At 71.9% G+C, this 21,176-nt stretch carries 17 protein-coding genes; 8 read left to right on the top strand and 9 right to left on the bottom strand.

Translation table 11 applies throughout. The features are described from left to right. The first annotated feature begins 103 nt into the window (after nucleotides 1-103). The 4 genes from AC0KTA_RS23030 to AC0KTA_RS23015 all read left to right on the top strand — a co-directional run bounded on the left by AC0KTA_RS23030 (nucleotide 104) and on the right by AC0KTA_RS23015 (nucleotide 5,617). The gene (locus AC0KTA_RS23030; RefSeq protein WP_481050119.1) at nucleotides 104-985 is read left to right on the top strand and encodes an NAD(P)-dependent oxidoreductase; all 882 of its coding nucleotides are present in this window, start codon (nucleotides 104-106) and stop codon (nucleotides 983-985) included. A 169-nt stretch (nucleotides 986-1,154) separates the two neighbouring features. After that, nucleotides 1,155-1,967, top strand: a complete 813-nt coding sequence (locus tag AC0KTA_RS23025; protein ID WP_481050118.1) for an ABC transporter ATP-binding protein — start codon at nucleotides 1,155-1,157, stop codon at nucleotides 1,965-1,967. Between the two features lie 56 nt (nucleotides 1,968-2,023). Next, the gene (locus AC0KTA_RS23020) at nucleotides 2,024-4,675 is read left to right on the top strand and encodes an FtsX-like permease family protein (protein ID WP_481050117.1); all 2,652 of its coding nucleotides are present in this window, start codon (nucleotides 2,024-2,026) and stop codon (nucleotides 4,673-4,675) included. 198 nt (nucleotides 4,676-4,873) lie between these two features. Further along, nucleotides 4,874-5,617 carry an FG-GAP repeat domain-containing protein gene (locus AC0KTA_RS23015; protein ID WP_481050116.1) on the top strand — a complete coding sequence of 248 codons (744 nt, stop codon included), beginning with the start codon at nucleotides 4,874-4,876 and terminating at the stop codon, nucleotides 5,615-5,617. 64 nt (nucleotides 5,618-5,681) lie between these two features. On the opposite strand, the gene AC0KTA_RS23010 is transcribed toward AC0KTA_RS23015, so the two are convergent. The 4 genes from AC0KTA_RS23010 to AC0KTA_RS22995 form a co-directional block, all read right to left on the bottom strand. Then, on the bottom strand, nucleotides 5,682-6,326 hold the full coding sequence (locus tag AC0KTA_RS23010; protein WP_481050115.1) for a response regulator transcription factor: 645 nt from the start codon (nucleotides 6,324-6,326) through the stop codon (nucleotides 5,682-5,684). Beyond that, nucleotides 6,314-7,498 carry a sensor histidine kinase gene (locus tag AC0KTA_RS23005; RefSeq protein WP_481056527.1) on the bottom strand — a complete coding sequence of 395 codons (1,185 nt, stop codon included), beginning with the start codon at nucleotides 7,496-7,498 and terminating at the stop codon, nucleotides 6,314-6,316. The genes AC0KTA_RS23010 and AC0KTA_RS23005 overlap by 13 nt, the downstream gene beginning before the upstream one ends. 43 nt (nucleotides 7,499-7,541) lie before the next feature. After that, on the bottom strand, nucleotides 7,542-7,706 hold the full coding sequence (locus AC0KTA_RS23000) for a hypothetical protein (protein ID WP_481050114.1): 165 nt from the start codon (nucleotides 7,704-7,706) through the stop codon (nucleotides 7,542-7,544). 137 nt (nucleotides 7,707-7,843) lie between these two features. Then, on the bottom strand, nucleotides 7,844-8,485 hold the full coding sequence (locus tag AC0KTA_RS22995) for a TetR/AcrR family transcriptional regulator (protein ID WP_481050113.1): 642 nt from the start codon (nucleotides 8,483-8,485) through the stop codon (nucleotides 7,844-7,846). A gap of 152 nt (nucleotides 8,486-8,637) precedes the next feature. Between AC0KTA_RS22995 and AC0KTA_RS22990 the strand changes: the two genes are divergently transcribed. From AC0KTA_RS22990 to AC0KTA_RS22975, 4 genes are all read left to right on the top strand, one after another. Continuing rightward, nucleotides 8,638-9,576: an ABC transporter permease gene (locus AC0KTA_RS22990; RefSeq protein WP_481050112.1), complete on the top strand. Its 939-nt coding sequence runs from the start codon at nucleotides 8,638-8,640 to the stop codon at nucleotides 9,574-9,576. Continuing rightward, complete coding sequence (locus tag AC0KTA_RS22985; RefSeq protein WP_481050111.1) at nucleotides 9,569-10,489, top strand: ABC transporter ATP-binding protein; 921 nt, start codon at nucleotides 9,569-9,571, stop codon at nucleotides 10,487-10,489. The genes AC0KTA_RS22990 and AC0KTA_RS22985 overlap by 8 nt, the downstream gene beginning before the upstream one ends. 84 nt (nucleotides 10,490-10,573) lie before the next feature. Next, nucleotides 10,574-12,772 (top strand): CDP-glycerol glycerophosphotransferase family protein, encoded by a 2,199-nt coding sequence (locus tag AC0KTA_RS22980; RefSeq protein WP_481050110.1) that lies wholly within the window; start codon nucleotides 10,574-10,576, stop codon nucleotides 12,770-12,772. Continuing rightward, entirely contained in the window at nucleotides 12,769-14,448 is a 1,680-nt protein-coding gene (locus AC0KTA_RS22975) for a glycosyltransferase family 2 protein (protein ID WP_481050109.1), read from the top strand. Before AC0KTA_RS22980 ends, AC0KTA_RS22975 begins: the two co-directional genes overlap by 4 nt. A 242-nt stretch (nucleotides 14,449-14,690) precedes the next feature. Here AC0KTA_RS22975 and AC0KTA_RS22970 read toward each other — a convergent pair whose 3' ends face one another. The 5 genes from AC0KTA_RS22970 to AC0KTA_RS22950 all read right to left on the bottom strand — a co-directional run bounded on the left by AC0KTA_RS22970 (nucleotide 14,691) and on the right by AC0KTA_RS22950 (nucleotide 21,014). Beyond that, the gene (locus AC0KTA_RS22970) at nucleotides 14,691-15,440 is read right to left on the bottom strand and encodes a hypothetical protein (RefSeq protein ID WP_481050108.1); all 750 of its coding nucleotides are present in this window, start codon (nucleotides 15,438-15,440) and stop codon (nucleotides 14,691-14,693) included. Further along, nucleotides 15,437-16,000: a hypothetical protein gene (locus AC0KTA_RS22965; RefSeq protein ID WP_481050107.1), complete on the bottom strand. Its 564-nt coding sequence runs from the start codon at nucleotides 15,998-16,000 to the stop codon at nucleotides 15,437-15,439. The genes AC0KTA_RS22970 and AC0KTA_RS22965 overlap by 4 nt, the downstream gene beginning before the upstream one ends. After that, on the bottom strand, nucleotides 15,997-18,231 hold the full coding sequence (locus AC0KTA_RS22960; protein ID WP_481050106.1) for a glycoside hydrolase domain-containing protein: 2,235 nt from the start codon (nucleotides 18,229-18,231) through the stop codon (nucleotides 15,997-15,999). Before AC0KTA_RS22960 ends, AC0KTA_RS22965 begins: the two co-directional genes overlap by 4 nt. A gap of 50 nt (nucleotides 18,232-18,281) precedes the next feature. Beyond that, a complete protein-coding gene (locus tag AC0KTA_RS22955) occupies nucleotides 18,282-18,923 on the bottom strand; it encodes a peptidase inhibitor family I36 protein (protein ID WP_481050105.1) in 642 nt (213 codons plus the stop codon). Nucleotides 18,924-19,490: 567 nt separating this feature from the next. Beyond that, a complete protein-coding gene (locus tag AC0KTA_RS22950; RefSeq protein WP_481050104.1) occupies nucleotides 19,491-21,014 on the bottom strand; it encodes a UDP-N-acetylmuramoyl-L-alanyl-D-glutamate--2,6-diaminopimelate ligase in 1,524 nt (507 codons plus the stop codon). Nucleotides 21,015-21,176 lie beyond the last annotated feature (162 nt).

Raw genomic sequence — 21,176 nt, 5'->3', positions numbered from 1 at the left:
GTAAGTACCCCACTAAATAGTAGGTACTTGAGGAACACGACGGCTGAATCCAGGCTGGGGTCGAAGGTCAACTCGCCCATCCCACCCCCGCATTGGAGCAGCCATGCCCGAGCACGCCCGCACGCCCGTGACGATCGTCGGACTCGGCGCGATGGGCGCGGCACTCGCCTCGGCGTACGTCGCCGCCGGGCACCCCACCACCGTGTGGAACCGCAGCCCGGCCAAGGCCGCCCCGCTCGTCGAGCGGGGCGCGACGCACGCCCCGGACATCCGGGACGCGATCGCCGCGAGCCCGCTGACGATCGCCTGCCTGACGACGTACGAAGCGACCCTTGCCGCCCTGGAGCCGGCCGGGGCCGCACTCGCCGGGCGCACCCTGATCACCGTCAACTCCGGTACCCCGTCCGGCGCCCGCGCGATGGCCGACTGGGCCACCGGGCACGGCGCGCGGTTCCTGGACGGCGCGATCAAGAACGTGCCCGCGGCCGTGGGCGCGCCCGACACCCTGCACTACTACAGCGGCGACCGCGCCCTCTTCGACACCTACGAGACCACACTGCGGGTCATCGGCGGCGACACCGTGCACCTGGGCGCCGAGCCCGATCTGGCGGCGCTGTACGAGTCGGCGGTGGGCGGCACGCTGCTGCCCGCGCTGCTCGGCTTCTTCCAGGGCGCGGCGCTGATCACGGCGCGCGGCCTGGAGGCGAGCACGCTCGTGCCGTACACCGTGAAGTGGCTGGAGATGATCGGCTCCGTGCTGCCGCAGTTCGCGGCGGAGATCGACCGCGGCTCCTACGACGACCCCCAGTCGTCCATCGGCATCTTCCACGCGGGCATCCCCGGCGACACCGAGGTCGCGGCCGAGGCCGGGCTCGACGTGCGCTGGCACGAGCCGATGCACGAGCTGCTGCGCCGGGCGATGGCCGAGGGGCGCGGGGAGCAGAGCATTGCGGCGCTGGTGGAGGTGTTGCGCAAGCCGGCCTGAGGCGCGGCCGGAGGCCCGGTGCGGGCCCTCCGCCCGAGGTGGGGGTGTAGCAGGCTCCACCGCCACCTCGGGTGTGCGCTCCCTCGTGGGCGGGGCCCTCGGATTCCTAGCGTTCTCGGTGACAGGCGGCACTCACTGACCGCTTCGGTCACCGAAAGGGCGTACGGGAATGTTCAGGCGGCGGCGCGACGACAGCTTGCGCGGGCGGGCCCAAGTGCCGGTCGGGGAACGGGCGGAGAGCGGCGCGCTCGCCCTCGACGGGGTGGGGCGCACGTACCGCGGCGGCGACGTCGTCGCGCTGCACCCGACCGACCTCGCGGTGGGGCGCGGCCGGTTCGTCGCCGTCATGGGGCCCTCGGGGTCCGGCAAGTCGACGCTGCTGCAGTGCGCGGCCGGGCTGGACCGGCCGACGTCCGGCACCGTCCGCGTCGAGGGCGTCGAGATCGGCGCGCTGTCGGAGGCCGCGCTGACGCGGCTGCGCCGGGAGCGGATCGGCTTCGTCTTCCAGGCGCACAATCTCGTGCCGTCGCTGAGCGTCGCGGAGAACGTGGCGCTGCCCCTGATGCTGGGGGGCGCCGACGCGGCCGACGACGGCACGGCCGCGCGCGCGGCCGTGGCCCTGGCCGCCGTCGGGCTCGGTGACCGGACGGGGGACCGCCCCGCCGAACTCTCCGGCGGCCAGCAGCAACGCGTCGCGATCGCCCGCGCGCTGGTGACGGACCCGGCCGTGGTCTTCGCCGACGAGCCGACGGGCGCCCTCGACCCGTCGACCGCGCACGACGTGCTCGCGCTGCTCCGCCAGGCCGTCGACGACGACGGCCACACCGTCGTCATGGTGACCCACGACCCGGCCGCGGCGGCGTGGTGCGACGAGGCGGTGTTCCTCGCGCAGGGCCGCCTCGTGGCGGCGATCGGCCAGCCGGACGCGGAGCGGGTGCACGCGGTGATGCGGCGGCTGGGGCGCGCGGGGGTGGCGGCGTGAGGCGCGAAGCACCCGGCAATGACCGCACGCAGGACGGTAGAAAGCCCGTCCGGCGATTGAGGACGAGGCGCGAAGCGCCGATCGGCGGTGGCCCGTCCCACCCCGGCACGTCCAAGCGCCCCGGGCAAGACCACCCACCCGAGCCCTCCGGCAAAGCCGCACCCCGGACCCGTACAAAGGTCACCGCGTTCCTCGCGACCCGCGCGGCGCGTACCCACCGCAAGGCCTGGGCCGCCGTCTTCGCCGCGCTCGTCCTGACCTCCGCCCTGCTCGGCGCCTTCGCGCTGGCCGTGACGTCGGCGGCGCTCGGGCACGCGCGCGTGGAGCGGTACGCGGCGGCCGACCTGGTCGTCGCGGGCGACCAGAACACCCGTTACACCGCGAAGCCGTGGGGCTCGGAGCCGGAGACGGCAACAGCGGGCCTGACGGAGCGGGTGCGGGTGCCGGAGCGGACGCTGGACGTGGTGCGGAAGGTGTCGGGGGTCAGGGCCGCCGTCGCCGACCGGGTGTTCCCGGTGGGCTTCCGGGGCGAGTCGGCCACCGGACGCCCTTGGGACGCGGCCGAGTTGGCGCCGTACGCGGTCCGTGAGGGCCGGGCCCCGCAGCGCGCGGGCGAGGTCGTCGTGGGCGCGGGCCGGGCTCGCGCCGGAGAGCGAGTGACGCTGCGGGTGGGCGGCGTGGACGCGTCGTACCGGGTGGTGGGGGTGGCCGACGGGCCGCGTGCGGCCGTGTACTTCACCGGCGAGCAGGCGCGGCGGCTTGCCGGGCACGCGGGCACGGTCGACGCGATCGGGGTCGTGGCCGAGGAGGGTGTGGGCGCGGGCGAGCTGTACGGGCGGGTGCGGGACGCGGTGGACGCGGCCGGGCTGCGCGGGGCGGGGGCGCGGGCGGAGGGTGACGCGGCCGGGCTGCGGGTGCTCGCCGGGGACGGGCGGGGCGCCGCCGAGCACCTGGCGGCGGCGCCCGCGCGCACGACCATGCTGGAGATCCTCGGGGCGGTCGCCGCGACGGTGGTCCTGATCGCGGTCCTCGTCGTGTCGTCGACGGTCGTACAGGCCCTGCGCCAACGCGCCCACGAGCTGGGCCTGTTGCGGGCGGTGGGGGCGACGCCCCGGCAGCTCCGGGGCGCGGTGGGCCGTGAGGTGGGGCGGGTCGCGGTGGCGGCGTCGGCGCTGGGCGCCGTCCTGGCCGTACCGTCGTACGTGGCGCTGCGCGCACTCCTGGACGCACGCGGAGCCCTGCCCACCGGCCTGGAACTACCCTTCCCGCCCTGGCTGTTGACGGCTCCCCTCCTCACCGCAGGCATCACCGTCCTCGTCGCCCGCCTCTCGGCCCTGATCGCCTGCGGGCGCACGGCGAAGGTGCGACCGGCGGAGGCACTCCGCGAGTCCCCGCCGGGGGCGCCGCGCCGGATCACGGGCCTGGTCCTGCTCGGCCTCGGCGTCACCTCCGCGGGGACGGCGACGCTCCAACACGGCCAGGCGGCCGCGGCGGCGGCGAGTGCGGCGGCGGTCCTGATGGTGATCGCGTGCGCGCTGCTCGGCCCGTGGATCGCGACAGGCGCGATGCGTGTGCTGGGCACCCCCATGCGCCGCTTCGGCGGCCCGGGCGGACGCCTGGCGGCCGCCAACTGCACGGCGTCCGCGCCCCGCCTGGGCGCGGCGATCACCCCCATCGTCCTGGTCACCGCGTTCGCCGTGGTCCAGCTCGCGGCGGGCGCGACGCTCACGCACGAGGCGGAGACGCAGGCGCGGGAGGTGACCCGGGCGGACCTGGTGGTCCGGGCGGACGGCGGGCTGCCGCAAGGCGCACTGGAACGAATCCGCTCCGTGCCCGGCGTGACCGGAGCGACGGAGATCGTCCACAGCACGGTGATCCTGGCCCGCAAGGAGGCGGGAGAACCGCGGTTGGAGCGCCTCCCGGTCCTCGGCGTCACCCCGGACCACGTCACCCGCACCCTCGACCCGGACGTCCGCGAGGGCACCCTGGCCGACCTCCGCCCCGGCCGCGTCGCCCTCTCCGCCGACCGCGCCCGCGCCCTCGACGCGAAGCCCGGCTCGACGGTGACACTCCGCTTCGGCGACGGCGCACCCGGCCGCCTGCGTGTGATCGCGGTCTACGAACGAGGTCTGGGCGCGGGCGACTTCCTCCTCTCGCGGGACGAGATCCTGCGGCACACGTCCGGCACGGGGCCAGCCCAAGTCCTGGTGGCGACGGACGACTCACCACGCACAGCGCACGCGGTGAGCACGGCGGTCCCCGGCACCCACGTGGACGGGGACGCCGACGCCGTACGGAACGCGACCCACGTAGAACCGGAGGACCAGGCCCTGGGCGAAGTGGTCACCGGGGCGGCGGTCGGGGCGATCGGCGCCTTCACGGTCATCGCCGTCCTCAGCACCCTCACCCTGATCGCGGTGGGCCGCCGCCCCGAACTCACCCTCCTGCGCAGGGCGGGCGCGGCCCGCGGCCAACTCCACCGCATGCTCCACACGGAGGCAGTGGCGATAGCCCTCACGGGCCTGACAGTAGGCATCGCGGTGGCCCTGATCCCCCTCCTCGCCTTCAGCCTCGCCTTCACGGGCACCCTCCCCTACCTCCCGCCCGCCCAGGCGATCCTGATCGTCACGGTGATCGCGGCCACGACCCTGGCGGGGACGGTGCCGCCGGTGTGGCGGGTGCTGCGGGGGCGGTATCCGACGGCGTGAGGGGCGGCGTGAGGCTCGGGGTGAGGGTCGGCGCGTCCCACCCGCGCGTTCCAGGCGGCCTGCGTTCCCCCTGGTCAGAGGCCGCTTCCGCGTTCCAGCGTCCCGAACTTCCCGGTGGTCTTGGCGATTTGGACGAATCACCCCACAGGCTGGAGGCGGGCTCAACGGCCCAGCAGCAAAGACGTGAGGAGTTCGTAGATGCTTCGCAAGCGTTCACGGCTGATCGCCGCGCCGATAGCGGCTGTCGCCCTGACTCTGACGGTTTCCGGTTACCAGGCGAGCGCGGCCGGGCCGTCGGCCTCGGGCGGCGCGGGACCGTCCGGCAAGGCCGCCGCGGCGGCCCCGTGCCTGGCCGGTGCCACGACGCTGGTCGGCGATCTCGACGGTGACGGCCGCCCGGACAAGATCGTCAACCCTGGGCACACCGGCACCAAGATGACCGTCCAGTGGGGGACGTCGGGCGGCTCGTTCGGCACCAAGCACGACGTCACCAAGCTTCTCGGTACGAGGAGTGGAGAGGTCGCGACCGCCGCCGTCGCCGATTTCCGGAACGACGGCACGCTGGACATGGTCGTCAACATCGTCAAGCCGTCCGGCGGTGACGACCCGTCGACGGCGCGCGTCTCGCAGTACCGCCCCGGCCCGCTCAAGCGGTCGGACCTGGGCTCCGCCACCGCCCGGCACTCCGACATCGGCGACCACGGCGAGGCCAAGCAGCTCCGGATCGCCAACTACGGCGACGACGCGTACCCGGACCTCGCGATCCTCAACAACGCCGGTGACGGGGTACTGGAGCGGTCCGTGCGCGTGTCGAAGCCGGGCACCGGCCCGGGGGACTTCGACTACGAACTGGAGCAGAAGTACGGGGAGTTCGGCACTCCGGGCGAGCCGCCCACCATGCCCACCGACGGTTGGAAGCACTTCTACGAGCCCTGCTCCTGACCGCCACACTGGAACCATTGTCCGGGCGTCGCCGATCCCCCAAGGACATCGGCGGCGCCCGGCGCTAGGCCTTGTTCAGGTAGGCAAGGACCGCGAGCACCCGCCGGTGCCCGCTGTCGCTCGGCGGCAGGCCCAGCTTCAGGAACACATTCCCGATGTGCTTGCTGACGGCGCGGTCGGAGACGACCAGGGTGGTGGCGATGGTGGCGTTGTCGCGGCCCTCGGCCATGAGGTGGAGGACCTCGCGCTCGCGGGGCGTGAGGGAGTCGAGGGGGTCGTCGGCGCGGCGGGTGAGGAGTTCGGTGACGACCTCGGGGTCGAGGGCGGTGCCGCCGGCGGCGACGCGTTCGAGGGCGTCGAGGAACTGGTCGACGCGGCCGACGCGGTCCTTGAGGAGATAGCCGACGCCGCCCGCGCCGCCGCCGAGGAGTTCGGCCGCGTACGTCTCCTCGACGTACTGGGAGAGGACGAGGACCGGCAGGTCGGGGATCTGTTCGCGGGCCGCGAGGGCGGCGCGCAGGCCCTCGTCGCGGAAGCCGGGCGGCATCCGGACGTCGAGGACGGCCACGTCGGGTCGGTGCTCCAGGAGGGCCGGAAGCACCTCGGGGCCGGTGGCCGCGACCGCCGCCACCTCGTGGCCCACGGACGTGAGGAGCAGCACCATCCCCTCCCTCAGCAACGCGTTGTCCTCCGCGATCACCACACGCACGGCAGCTCCACTCCGATCTCGGTCGGCCCCCCGGCGGGGCTGACCACGTCCATGGTGCCGTCAAGCGCCGCGACCCGGCGCCGCATGCCGAGCAGCCCGCTGCCGTCCGACTCGTCGGCGCCGCCCCGCCCCTCGTCCCGTACCGAAATCCTCAGTCCGGCGGCCCCGCGGGCGAGTTCCACCGTCGCCCGCCGCGCCCCGCTGTGCTTCGTCGCGTTCGTCAGGGCCTCGGCGACCACGAAGTACGCCGCGGCCTCCACGGCGGCGGGCGCGCGCGGCCCGTCCTCCACGCCGTCGTCCCGCACGGACACCTCCAGGCCACTGCTCGCGGCCAGCGCCCGTACGGCGCCGACGAGTCCGCGGTCCGTCAGGATCGGCGGGTGGATGCCGCGGACGACGTGCCGCAGCTCGGTCAGGGCCTCCTCGGCCTGGTCCTGCGCGTCCGCGAGGAGCTTGCGGATCGCTTCGGGGTCCGTGACGTCCTTGTCGGCATTGTCGTATGCCCGCCTGGCCAGGCCCACCCGCATGGACAGGGCGACGAGGCGGGCCTGCGTACCGTCGTGCAGGTCCCGCTCGATCCGGCGCAGTTCGGCGCCGTGCGCCGCCACCGCGCCCGCCCTCGTCAGGGTCAACTCCTCGACCCGCTCCGCCAGTTCGGCGTTCCGCTCGGCCTCCGGCGACGGCTTGAGCAGCGCCCGCGACCAGCGCGTGTCCAGGTCGGCGAGGCGCTCGATCAGCGGGAGCACGACGGCCCTGCGGCCGAGCAGCCCGCACCACACCCCGTCGACCAGCACGCCGATCACCCACAGCGGCAGCGCCGCGTACAGCAGCGCCAGGCCGTAGACGATCTGGACGGCGAACCACCGCAGGTCGCGGTACGTACCGGGATCCCGGACCGCCTTGCGCACCCGCTCGACGAGCGAGCCGGTCAGCGGCGTGTACGCCTCGGGGATCTCCGTCCCCGACCACCGGCCCACCTGCCGCCGCTTGAACCCGGCCATCCGGCGCAGCAGCAGGACCGTCTCGGGCAGCACGCCCAGGCCGATCACGATGACCGACGCGACGGCGGTGAACATCAGGACGCCGACGAAGACGTACGAGACGAGGGCCATCCCCGCGCCCATGAGCAGCTGCATGGAGGCGCGATCGGCCCGGTCCAGCGTCTCTCGCATGCTCATCGGGCCGTCTCTCGCGTGCTCGTCGGCGGGCGCATGTTCAGGAGTGCTTCTCGCGGGTCAGGACCAGCGCGGTGATCGAGCCGATGACGGCGACACCCGTGGTGACGCTCACGGCGATCTCTGCCGCCCCGTCGAGCGTGAAGCTGCTGAAGGCATTGACGACGACGGCGACGGCGAGCACGAACCAGAGGAGGGCCTTCATGAGGGGACCTTTCGGGAAGCGGGAGGCGGGGGAACGCTGCTGTACCTGATCGACTGTGCCGTGTCGGCGGCCGCGCATCGAGGGGGCGGTCTCCCGAACCGGGGGTGTAGCGCGCTACACCAGAGCCGGGCCGACGCTCACAGCGCCTTGAGCGCCGCCGCCGTCGCCGTGGCCAGCGCGCCCAGGTAGCCCTTGGGCAGCTCGCCCCGCACCACCACCGCCCGCCAGTACAGCGGCCCCGACATCAGGTCGAGGGCCAGCTCCTCGTCCCCCTTGCCCAGGCCTTCGCGCAGCTCGCCCCGCGCCACCGCCTGCGCGACGATGCCGCTCGCCACGCCGTGCTGCCCCTCGCGCAGCGCCTTCTGCAGGGCCGCCTCGATCTCGGGATTGCGCGCCGCCTCCGCCTGCAGGTCGGGGATGACCTGGGACGCGACGGGGTGACGCAGGGCGCGGGCCGTCACCTCGTACAGCAGCCGCAGGTCGCCCTCCAGCGAGCCCGTGTCCGGCGTCGGCAGGCCCTGGACCGCGAGGGCCGAGACCAGGTCGAGGACGAGGTGCAGCTTGGAGCGCCATCGCCGGTAGACGGCCGTCTTGCCGACGCCCGCGCGGCGCGCGATGCCCTCGATCGACATGCGCGCGTAGCCGACGGCCGCGAGTTCCTCGAAGACGGCCGTCCGGATGGCCTCGGTCACATCCTCACGGAGCACGGCGGCCCCGGCCGGTGCCCTTTTGCCCTGCTGGCGGGCGGTGCGGCCCGCGTCCCCGTCGCTCGTCGTCATACGGACAGCATAGGGCGTCACGACGAAACGGTTGCGTCCCGACGTCGCGACGCCCTACTGTCGCCGTTACGACGAAACGGTCCCGTCCCGACGTAACGGCGGCCCCGAGCCTCCCCGAGCGCCCCGAACGTCCCCGAGCGAAAGCAGCGGATGTGAGCCAGGTCCTCCACACACCGCCCAAGACGGCGGCACCCCCCGCTCCCCCGGAGACCCCCGCGGGCCCTCTGGATCCGGCAGCCCTCGCCGCCCGCCACGGCCTGACCGTCAGCGGCGCCCGGCCGCCCCTCCCCGCCTACGTACGCCAGCTCTGGGCCCGCCGCCACTTCATCACCGCGTTCGCCACCGCCAAGCTCACCGCCCAGTACAGCCAGGCGAAGCTCGGCCAGCTCTGGCAGATCATGACGCCGCTGCTGAACGCGGCCGTGTACTACTTCATCTTCGGCGTGCTGATGAACACCAAGCGCGGCGTGCCGGACTACGTCCCGTTCCTGGTCACCGGCGTCTTCGTGTTCACGTTCACGCAGCAGTCGGTGATGGCGGGCACCCGGGCCGTCTCCGGCAGCCTCGGCCTGGTCCGCGCCCTGCACTTCCCGCGCGCCTCACTCCCCCTGTCGTACTGCCTGCAACAGCTCCAGCAGCTGCTGTTCTCGCTGTGCGCGCTGGTCGTGATCCTGCTCGCCTTCGGCGTGCCGCCCACCGCGTCCTGGCTGCTCGCGGTCCCGGCGCTCGCGCTGCAGTTCACCTTCAACGCCGGTCTCGCGCTGGTCATGGCCCGGCTCGGCTCGCAGACGCCGGACATCGCGCAGCTCATGCCGTTCGTGCTGCGGACGTGGATGTACGTGTCCGGGGTGATGTGGAGCATCGACGCGGTCCTCAAGGACCACCACCTGCCGCACGCGGTGACCGTGCTCCTGGAGGCCAACCCGGCCGCCGTCTACATCGACCTGATGCGCTTCGCCCTCATCGACAGCTTCCAGGCGGGCCAGCTCCCCGCGCACGTGTGGGCGTGGGCCGCGGGCTGGGCGCTGCTCGCCGGGGTCGGCGGGTTCATCTACTTCTGGAAGGCAGAGGAGACGTACGGACGTGGCTGACACCCTGACGAAGACCGACCCCCCGGGCGCGAAGTCCGCCCCTGCGAAGGCGGCGGCCGCCCCGGACCCGGAGGCCGCCCAGGCCCCGAAGGGCGCCCCCGCGAAGGCAGACGCCCCCCAGGCCGCGACGGCCGCCGCCCCCATCCCCACCGTCGTCGCCGACCGCGTCGACATCGTCTACCGCGTCCACGGCGCGGCCACCTCCGGCCGCGGCGCCGCCACCGCCGCGCTGGGCCGCATCCTGCGCCGCCGCAAGGGCGGGGGCGGCGATGAGCGCGGCGTACGCACGGTCCACGCCGTCCGGAACGTCTCCTTCACCGCCTACCGCGGCGAGGCCATCGGCCTCATCGGCACCAACGGCTCGGGCAAGTCCACCCTGCTCAAGGCGGTCGCCGGGCTGCTCCCCGTCGAGCGCGGGCACATCTACACCGACGGCCAGCCCTCCCTGCTCGGCGTCAACGCGGCCCTGATGAACGACCTCACCGGCGAGCGCAACATCCACCTCGGTGGCCTCGCCATGGGCATGTCCCGCGCACAGGTCCGCGAGCGCTACCAGGAGATCGTCGACTTCTCCGGGATCAACGACAAGGGCGACTTCATCTCGCTGCCGATGCGCACGTACTCCTCGGGCATGGCGGCCCGTCTCCGGTTCTCCATCGGCTCGGCCAAGGACCACGACGTACTCCTCATCGACGAGGCCCTGGCCACCGGCGACCGCTCCTTCCAGAAGCGTTCGGAGGCCCGCATCCGCGAGCTGCGCGAGCGCGCCGGCACGGTCTTCCTGGTGAGCCACAACAACAAGTCGATCCGCGACACCTGCGACCGCGTGCTGTGGCTGGAGCGCGGCGAGCTGCGGATGGACGGGCCGACGGCGGAGGTCATGAAGGAGTACGAGCGGTTCACTGCCCGCTAACGGCGCCCCTTTTGTCGCATCAATACGCAGATCCATACACTATGGGAGCGTTTACACCAGACGGACGAGAGAGGCGGGCCACGGATGCCGGACCTGAGCGTCGTCCTGTACGGCCGCAATGTGCAGGGGCATCTCCCCGGGACCCTGGCGGAGCTGGCGGACGCCGCCCCCGCGGTCGATGTCGTCCTCGCGGCCGTCGGCACCTCCGCCCAGGAAGCCGCCGCCCGTCACCCGTACGTCACAGTGGTCCCGCTGCCCGACGGCACCCCGGACGCGGCGGCCCGCGCGGCGGGCGCGGCGCGGGCCACGGGCCGCTGGCTGCAGTTCGTGCACAGCAAGGACGGCGTGCCCGCGCTCGCGGCACGCGCGGCCGCCGAGCGCGCGGCCGCGCTGGACGACACCGTGGACGTACTGCTCACCGATCACGTCCGCTCCACCTGGCGCCGCGCGGGTGCGGCGAGCCCCGACGGCCGGTTCCTGGCCAAGCCGGGCCGCCGCGCCGTACCGCTCGCAGACTGCCCGGACCTCCTGAAGGTCACACCGCTGCTCGGGACCCGTGTCGTACGGACCGCCTTCTGGCGGGCGCACGAGGAGCAACTCACCGCGGACGACGAGCTGTTCACGGCGTACGCACTCCTCCTGACCGCCGACCGCGTCGCCGCGCACGACCAAGTCGCCCTGGAGGAACGGCAGTTGCGTGCGGCGAGCCTGCCGCCCGTCACCGCCGACGACCGCTTCGCGCTGCTCGACACGTACGAGCGGCTGCTGCGCCTGGCCGCCGAGCGGGACGCGGGCCCGGGCCCCCGTGCCGTGCTCTACACGGCGATGGTGACCGCGAGCCTGCGGATCATCGCCCGCGACCGGCTGCCCGAGGCGGCGGCCCGGGAGTTCTTCCGCCGGGCCTCGTGGGCGGCGGTCGCCTTCCGCCCGCCCGGCCACCGGCACCCCGGCGGCTGGGAGGGCGTGCGCCGCCGCCTCCTGGAGGAGAACGCGTACGCGAAGTACCGCGCGTTCCAGGCGGCCAACCAGCGGCGCCGCAAGGTGCGGTCGGCCGTCGGGGCGGGCCGCGGGGCGCTGGGCCGGAAGGTGCGCGACGTCCGCTACCACCGGGACCTGCGCCGCCCCGTCGACCCCGACCTGGCCGTGTTCTCCGCGTACTGGGACCGGGGCGTCGCCTGCAACCCGGCCGCGATCGCCGCGAAGCTCGCCGAACTCGCCCCGCACATCCACCCGGTGTGGATCGTCACGGCCGAGAACGTACCGCTGCTGCCGCCCGGCACGGACCACGTGGTCCCCGGCACGCGCCGCTACTGGCGGGTCCTCGCGACCGCGAAATACCTGGTGAACAACGCCAACTTCCCCAACGCGATCGTAAAACGCCCGGACGCCGTGCACGTCCAGACCCACCACGGCACGCCCCTCAAACGCATGGGCCTGGACCAGCTCGACTACCCGGCCGCGGCGAAGGGCCTGAACTTCTACGACCTCCTCGCACGCGTCGACCGCTGGGACTACAGCGTCTCGTCCAACAGCCACTCCACACAGATGTGGCAGCGCGCCTACCAGTCGCGGTACGTGGAGCTGGACCACGGCTACCCGCGCAACGACGTGTACTACACGGCGACGGCCGCGGACGTGCGGGCGGTCCGCGAACGCCTCGGCATCGCACCCGGGAAGCGCGCTCTCCTCTACGCCCCCACGCACCGCGACTACGAGGCCACCTGGACACCCCGCCTGGACCTGGCGGCGCTCGCCGACCGGCTCGGCGAGGACACGGTGCTCCTTGTCCGCGGCCACTACTTCTACGGCGGCACGGCGTCCCCGCTGACGAGCCTGCGCCGGGCCGGCCGCGTCATCGACGTCTCGACGTACGACCCGGTCGAGGACCTGGCGCTCGCCGCGGACGCGCTGATCACGGACTACTCCTCCATCATGTTCGACTACGCCAATCTGGACCGCCCGATCGTCATCTACGCCGACGACTGGGAGACGTACGCGAAGACGCGCGGCGTCTACTTCGACCTGCTGGCCGAGCCGCCCGGCCAAGTGGCGCACACCCAGGAGGAGTTGACGCAGATCCTCACGTCCGACGCGTGGCGGGACGAGACGGCGGCGAAGGCGCGGGCGGCGTTCCGGCGGCGGTTCTGCGAGTTCGACGACGGGCGGGCGGCGGAGCGGGTGGTACGCCGCGTGTTCCTCGGCGAGAGCGAGGAGGCGCTGCCGCCGGTGACGCCCGTCGACGAACGGACCCCGGCCCCGACCCCGGAGGAGGCGGCCCAATGACCACCGCACCCGGCGCACTCCGCGTGCCCGACGTGACCATCACCGTGATCGTCTACAACGACGCCGAGCGGCTGCCGCGCGCGGTGGCGTCGCTGCTCGCCCAGACGCACACGAACATCGAGATCGTCATCAGCGACGACCACTCGACGGACGAGACGCCGCGCGTGGCACGGGAGCTGGCGGCGCGGGACGACCGTGTGACGTACCTCCGGCTGCCCGAGAACAGCGGCGGCTGCAGCGTGCCGCGCAACCGCGCCGTCGACATCGCGCGCGCCCCGTTCCTGATGTTCCTGGACAGCGACGACGAACTCCCGGAGCGGGCGGTGGAGTTGCTCCTCGCGGCACACGCCGAGGCGGAGGTCGACTTCGTGATGGGCGCGGTGGAGCGGGTGCGCGTGGACACCGGCCGCACCTCGACGTGGATGCCGCACCTGGTCGCGGAGCGCCGCACGGTGGCGGGCATCGAGGCCGAACCGGGGCTGCTCTTCGAGCACTTGTCGACGAGCAAGATGTACCGCAAGTCGTTCCTGGACCGGAACGCGCTGCGCTTCCCCGAGGGCATCCACTACGAGGACCAGCTGTTCTCGGCGCAGGCGTACTGCCTGGCGAAGGCGTTCACGGTGATCCCGGAGCCGGTGTACCGCTGGTACATAGAGCCGTACGGCGCGGCGGACGCGGCGTCGATCTCCAACCAGCGGCACAAGCTGAGCAATGTGCGGGACCGGGTGCACGTGCAGGGCCTGATCGACGCGTTCCTCGCGGAGAGCGGCCACGCGGACGTGCAGGAAGCCAAGGACTACAAGTTCCTCAAGCACGACTTCCGGATGTACGCGGGGGATCTGCCGTTCCGGGACGAGGAGTGGGTGCGGGGCTTCGCGGACATCGTGAACCCGTATCTGGCGGGGCTCGCGGAGGGGGCGTACGAGCGGCTGCCGCGCGCGGAGCGGGTGGTGCTGCAACTGGTGCGGGACGGGCGGCTGACGGAGGCGCAGGTGGCGGCGCGGGGGCTCGGCCACGGGGTGGCTCCGCGCGAGGTGTCGGTGGACGGGGCGGGGCGGCTGTACTGGGGCGCACGGGTCCCGGAAGGGGTGATCGCCCGCCGGGAGCTGGACCTCACCGAACTCGGCCTGGACTCACGCCCGTTCTCCAGCGCCCAGTTCCGCCACGAGATCACGCGCATCGACCGGTCGTCGGAGGGCGTGGCACTGACCCTCCACATCCGGACATACGACCCCGGTCTCCGCCTCCCCGTGGGCCCCCAGGTGGCGAGCCTGGTCGTGGCGCCCGGCCGCCGCCGGATGACGACCCGCTTCCGCCTGGACCCGGTCCGCCCCGGCGTGTTCGAGGGCCGGGTCACCCTGGACCTGACGGCGGCCCCGATCCCCCCGAACGGCTTCGAGGGCGTACGCCACCCCTTGATCCAGCTCACCGAGGGCCACCTCCGCAACAGCGGCCTGCTCCTGGCACCCCTGGCCTTCCCCCGCCTGACGGCCCGAGTCCCCTACCGCTCCGGCACGACCCCCCACAAGGTGACAGCAGAACCGGAGGGCAGGGGCGCGGGCCGCCTACAGCTCCGCTGGACCCCGGTGGGCGTAACGAGACACGTGATCCGCCCGGTAGCCCGCCGGGCAGGCCAAGTCCGACGAGCACTGCACACCCCACCCACCCGCCCTTGACGAGCACTGCACACCCCACCCGCCCGCCCTTCCAGCCTGTCCGGCGGGACTCCATAGCCCACCCATATTCAGCCCGCCCGGCGCTTGAGGACGAGCCGCGAAGCGGCGATCGGCGGAGGCCCGTCCCACCCGCCCGGGACACCCACCCGCTGGGGCCCAGGGGGCGCAGCGTCCCTGCCCGCGGCGGAGCCGCCAATCGATGCAGCGGGAAGGGGTGGGACTGGGGAAAGCCCCACAGGGCCCTACGCCCCCTGCCTCCGCTCCATGGCCTTGGCCGCACTCCTCCGCGTACGGGAGGTCACATCAACAGACCCCCCGGCCCCCTGCCCGGCTTCGTCCCGCCACCCCCGAAGCCTCCCGGCAACCTCCGCCAACCGCCCATCCCCGGGCGCAACATCGACGTAGAACAACGCCTCATCCACCTTGCGGTCGTCGCCTCCCCACCGAACAACCCCACCAAGCTCGGCAAGAACATCCCGAATCACAAGCTCCTGCTGCGGAAAGAACCCACCGCGCACGCCAACGGGGTAGTGCCCGGGCCGAATCCGCACCGCGGTCCCGGACGCCAGATTGGACTCGGCGAGCCCCTTCCGCACGCTGCCCGGGGAGAGCCACCCCACCACGTCCCCCTTACGAAGCTCGTCGACTTCGTAGTGGAAGCGGCGCACCACATGCACGAGCACGGCTTCGACGTCCCCCATGCGGACCGCGATCCCGCCGAGCGGCGTCCCGGGCACGGGCCGGGTGAAGACGGAGCCCCCGTCGTCCGCGACCCGCTCCATCTCCCAGCCGTTGAGCGAGGGCTTCCCCGTACGCACCCGCTTCTGCCGTTCCTGGGCCCGCCGCACGGCGGCCTTCACCTCCTCGGGAACGGCCGCGTAGGCGGGAGAAGCGAGGAACTGCGAAGCAGGAAGGGAGGCCGCAACGGCGGCACCCGTAATAACGACGCTACGAGCAAGCACGGTACGGCGCGCTATATCCGGAGCATTCAACTGAAGCTCTCCTTCTGGGAGTTGTCTCTCTGAGAGTTGTCGATCTGAGAGTTGTCTCTGGCACGGCGTTCCGACTCGAACGCCGCAAAAATGGCGAGGCCAACGGCGGCAACGCCGAGCCCGAGGACCGCCGGATTGACGTATCCGGGAACACCGACGAAGTACGTGCCGTCGCCCGCGACATGGCACCCGAGCCGCAGGGGCACATAGCTCGGCCGGTACCCGTCGACGTCCCCCGCGCGCTCCGCGCCCACCGCGCCCTTGCACGCCTGGTCGCGCCCCGTCTCGTCGAGAGCCATGAGGTGGGCGCCGCCCCAGACGTACACGGCGAGGGCGGCAGCGGCGGCGAGGGCCGCGACGTACCGGAAGGCGCGCCCCCTGTCCGACCGCGGCAGCGGCCGCCCGCCACGCCGCGCCAACGGCGTGAAGCCGTAAAGACCGCGAAGGCCGTACAGCCCGAGCGCGGCGGCGACCACGAGGCCGGCCAGGACGATGCCGAAGAGAGTGACGGGGTCGTGCCCGGCAAAGGAATCGGCGGCCACGGCCGACCCAGCACTCACTTGTTGTTCCGGATGATGCCGTTGTACTTCTCGAAGATCTGGTAAAGGGCCATGCGCTTGGTGGCGTGCTCCTCCGCTTCTTTCCCCCATCCCTGATAGCGGCGGAGCACCTCGAAGATCTCCTTCTCCGTGTAGTCCCACCGCATGGAGCGCAAAGTGGTCTCGCCCTTGGGCGGGTTGTTGCCGCCGGGCTTTCCGTCGACGCCCCACATATGGATCAGGGACACGGTCTTGAGGCTGAAGGGGTTGTCCTTGTTCACCTTCTGCCACATCCACCAGATGTCCGCGTCCTTGGCGGGGTCGAGGGTCTTTCCGGTGGCGTAGCCCTTCTTGATGCAGTGGTTCCAGGCGCGGATGCCGACGTCGCCACTGATCTGCGCGATGCCCGTGGACGAGTCCCGCTTCGGCGTCATGCCGCCGCCGACACCCGTGTGGTAGTACTTCACGGCGGCGTCGACGCCCACGTCGATGAGGTCGTAGTGGCGCATTTCCCAGTACGTGGACGTCTGGATCAGCGCCTTGCGCATCTTGAGGGTCTTCGAGGCCTCCGTGACGATGTCGTCGTTGGAGAGGATCGTCTCGAAGCACTCCTTGTGGGAGAAGATCCGGTTGCCGCCGTCGCTCGCGAAGCCGATCGACTGCATGTACTTGTCGATGTCGTCGTGCAGCGCGAGCAGGAAACCGTCGTCGAAGGCGACGTCGGGCGCGTTGTTGCGGCGCGGCTTGTTGAACGAGTTCTGGCCGGTGTCGCGGCCGGACGCGATATTGATGTCGACGTTGATGCGGCCGTCGCCGGAGCCGACCCAGCGGGTCACGATCTGGTCGTAGGCCCAGTCGGCGGGCAGCGGATATCCGTAGTTCCCGGAGAACCCGGAGGACATGTCCGACACGAAGCTCGCCGTCGAATGCCCGGCCTCGCCGACCCGCGTACAGACGTTGCGCGGCCCGTACACACCGACCTTGTACGGATTCCCGGACACCGCCATGGCGTCCTCGATGCCCTTGAAATAGGGCAGGACGTTGGAGGTGACCTGGTGGTCGAGGGCGTCGAAGTCGACGGCGAAGAAGATCCGCGTGCCGGTCTTGAACCCGTGTTCCTGGGCGGCGGTGACCGCGGCGAATCCGGCGGCGTTCCCGGAGGGGTAATTGAAGCCTTCGGCGTCACGGCCGTAGGTCTGGTAGATGGGAAAGCAGCGCAGGCCGCTCTCCGCGATCGTCTGCAGTTCCCCGGGCTGAATCTCCTTCTCCGGCAGGTCCGTTGTGCTCGGGTTGATGAGGTAGCGGCCGACGTACTTGACGCCCTCCGCCTTCAGCGCCGCGGCCCGCGCCGGGGTGATCTTCGTGACGCCGTCGCAGGCCTCGCCCTTACGCGACTGGTCGCCGTAGGAGACGAGCAGCGACGCCCAGGTCTGGAAGTCGCCGTTGCCGGTCACCGGAAGCTTGACGAACGACTGGAAGGCGCGGACCGCGTCCGCGAGCGCGCCGTTGAACGTCCCGCCGAACGTGACCGGGCGCTTGTTGAGAATCATGGCGGCGGAGAACAGCGAGACCCAGGTGCCCCGCGACTGCAGCGTCACGGTGTGGCTCCGCAATCCCGATTGCGTACCGGGCCCGAAGACGCCATTGGCGGTCCCGTCGGCCATGCCCAGCTCGTACTGAATGGCGAGCAGCATGGATTTCGAGACGTCCCGCGAATTGTGACCGTCGCACGGGATGATGTAGAAGTCCTTGCGCTGTACGTAACGGCCGTTCAGCCACTGCTGTACGTCGCGGATCGCCGACGAACCGGAATTGACGGTGACGTAGGCGTCCATGTTGAGGAGGCCCTTGAACACCTTCGGCGTCAAGTCGCCGCCGGGGAAGGCGTGGTCGACGCCCATGTCGGCCTTGAGCTTGGCGATCGACGACTGGACCCGCGAGTTGTACTTGCCGTCGATGTCGCCGCCGTCGTAGCCCTTGCAGTACAGGGCGGACTGGATGATGCGGGCGAAGTTCGCCGACGGCACGGTGGACGCGTTCATCTTCGGGTACTTCGACGTCAGCGTGTTCAGGGTGGTGGGCCCGAAGCTGTTCGACAGCGCCGATATCCCCAGTTCGTACTGAAGGGCCCGGGTGAGGGCGTACATGACGTCCCAGCCTGTCCGCCCGTCCTCCTTCAGTTTCATACCGATGGCACCGCCATAGGTGGTGTTCACAAACCGCTGTGCGCGGCGCACTTGTTCATCAGCCACGACAATTCCCCTTCTCTTGAAGCTTTTCTTGCAAGGAATGTGACGTGGCGTCAGCGCGTGACGTCGAAGGCGTCCATCTTGTCGTTCCAGTTCCCACCGTCCGGGTAGGCCAGCGCCGTCAGGTTCGGGTACGCCGAGTTCAGGCCCTGGCCGACGTTCCGTACCCGGTTGTGCAGAAGGCCGGAGCGGAAATCGACCATGGTCGCGTGGCCGTATCCCAGCGGGTACTTCACCACGCGCCGGTAGATGGAGCTGGTCTTGTCACGGAAGCCCCAGTCGGCCAGGTTCTTCCGGCCCGAGTCGAAGAACTGGAGGTGGCGGCCCCCGCCGTTCTTGTGCTCGTACAGGCACCAGTAGTCCACCGCGCAGTTCGAGGGGTAGGCGGCGGCGTAGGCGGTGGGCGCGGCCGGGGCGGCCGGGACCTTCGGCTTCGGCAGGTCGGGGTCGGCCTGGGCCTCGGCGTCGCTGTCGTAGCAGCGGGCCTCGCCGCCGGGCAGCTCGGTGCAGACCTTCGCACCCTCCCAGGACTCGGCCAGGTTGATCTTCTCGCCGTTGTACTCGGCGATCACCGGCTTGACCGGGGCCTCGTCCGGGGCGGCGTCGGCGGCGGAGGCGGCCGGGGCCGCCCCGAGGAGGAAGGTTCCTGCGGTAACGGCCGCAGCGAAGCCGCCGACGATGTGCTGGTACTTCACGTCCAGAGGACCTTTCATACGTTGTGTGGGATGCCGGGGACGCCTCCGTCCGGGCAGCACGAGGCCGCCCCGGAAGGCGAGAAGACGAATTGAGCACGCCAACAGCCAACAGGAATGGGCCCGTTGGGCTTGGGCGACGGGTTTCCCGCTGAACGGCGTACGGCAGAGTAAACAGAAGCGAGCGAATTGGCGGCTCCGGAGCCGGAGCGCGCCTCAGCCCGCGCCGCGCGTCAACTGATGCGACGCAGCCGTCGGTTCGAAGCGGACAGCGCCCTGCGAACAGGCGTCTTGACCATGGGAACCCCCCGGTTCATGGCAACTGGACCACGCCGACATTCCCCGGCCTTCGCCGGTTCTTGACGCGGTCTTAACGGTCACTTGACCGTATCAGACCGGATCATGACCACCCGTAACGGCCGATGCCCCCTGGAAGCCACCGAACAGCCGAAGCCGGACATGGCGCCCGCTACCCACTTCTTCGGGCTTCACTCACCCGGGAGCCCGCCGGGGCGTCCCGGCCCACCGAGGTGCCCCGGCCCGCAGGGCCCGCGCCGCGCGCAGGGCGGCTCACGTCGTGGCGGGCTGGGCCACGGGGCGGCGGGTGGGCGCCTGTTCCAGGGCGAGTTCGCGCGCCGTGGCCATGTCGCTGAACGGGAGCAGTTGTTCGCGGACGGTCTGGTGGGGTTCGCTGCCCTTGCCGGCGATGAGGACGGTGTCCTGGGGGCCCGCCGCGGACAGGGCGAAGGCGATCGCTTCGCGGCGGTCGGCGAGCCGCTCGAAGGGGGTGCCCGTCGCGGCGAGGCCGGGCGTGATCTGGTCGAGGATGGCCTCGGGGTCCTCGTTGCGGGGGTTGTCGGAGGTCAGGACGCACAGGTCGGAGTGGGTTCCGGCGATGCTGCCCATGTCGGCCCGCTTCGTGGTGTCCCGGTCGCCACCGCAGCCGAAGACGGTGATCACCCGGCCGTGCGTGTAGCCGCGGATGGTGGTCAGGACCTTGTCCAGGGAGTCCGGGGAATGGGCGTAGTCCACGATCACGGAGGTGCCGTCGGGGGTCCGGAAGCGTTCGAACCGGCCGGGGACGGCCGGCATCCGGCCGAGCGCGGCGATGAGGGCGTCCAGATCGTGTCCCAGGACGTGGCAGGAGGCCAGCGCGGCAAGGGCGTTGGCCACCGAGTACCGGCCCGGGAACGGTATCGACGCCGGGTACGCGCGCCCGCCGTGCCGGAGGGTGAACCGCGTACCCTCGGCGCTCACGGCGAGGCCGGTCGCCCGGTAGTCCGCCGGTACGTCCAGGGCGTACGTGGTCACCGCGCCCGGCATCATCGCCCCGATCCCCCTGCCCACGGGGTCGTCGGCGTTGACCACCGCGTACCGGCACAGTCCCTGGAAGAGCCGGAGCTTGGCGTCCCGGTAGTCGGCCATCGTTCCGTGGTCGTCCAGGTGGTCCTGCGTCAGGTTGGTGAACACCCCGACGTCGATGAACGTCCGGTCCACCCGGTGGGTCAGCAGCCCCATCGAGGTGGCCTCGAGAACCACGCTGCCGGTCGCCCGGTCACGCATGTGTCCCAGCAGGTACTGCAGGTCGGGCGACTCCGGCGTGGTGAGCACCGAAGGCGGCATCGGGATCGGCTCGTCGCCGATCCGGCTGCCGGCCGTCCCGATGACCCCCACCTTCGCCCCCGTGGCAGTCCGCAGGAGGGATTCGACCATGTACGAGACCGACGTCTTGCCGTTGGTGCCGGTGATCGCCACCATGTCCATCAGCCGCCCCGGTTCGCCGACGTACCGGGAGGCCACGACCGCGGCCGCCCGTCGGGTGTCCGGCACCCGCACGGTGCACCTGTCCGCGGGCCACGGCATCGCCGGAAGCGCCGGATCCGCCCCTTCGACGACCACGGCGGCGGCGCCGCGTGCGAACGCCGCCGGCACGGAGCCGGGCCCGCCCTCCCGGTGTCCGGGCACGGCGATGAAGACGGAACCGGGCGTGACCCGGTCGACGTCGAAGGTCGCGCCCGCCGTGATCGGAGTGCTGCTCGGGTCACCCTGGAGTACCTGATGTTCCTGTCCGGCCAGCAGCTCGCTGAGCTTCACAGTGATCCCTTCGAGGTGGCTCGGCCCGGTCGTGCGGCTGGAGCCAGGTGGCAGCACCGGCGGGGGCCGGAAGGCTGTGGTGGTGACGCGTGGAGCGGGAAGGGAGATCGCCCGGCGGGGAGGGGCGAAGCGGCTCTCGGCCGCGGGAAGGGGGCCCGGCGC

This window comes from Streptomyces sp. Y309, from assembly GCF_056712025.1.
Note: the sequence above shows the minus strand (reverse complement) of the source record. Positions and strands in the feature narration are given on the sequence as shown.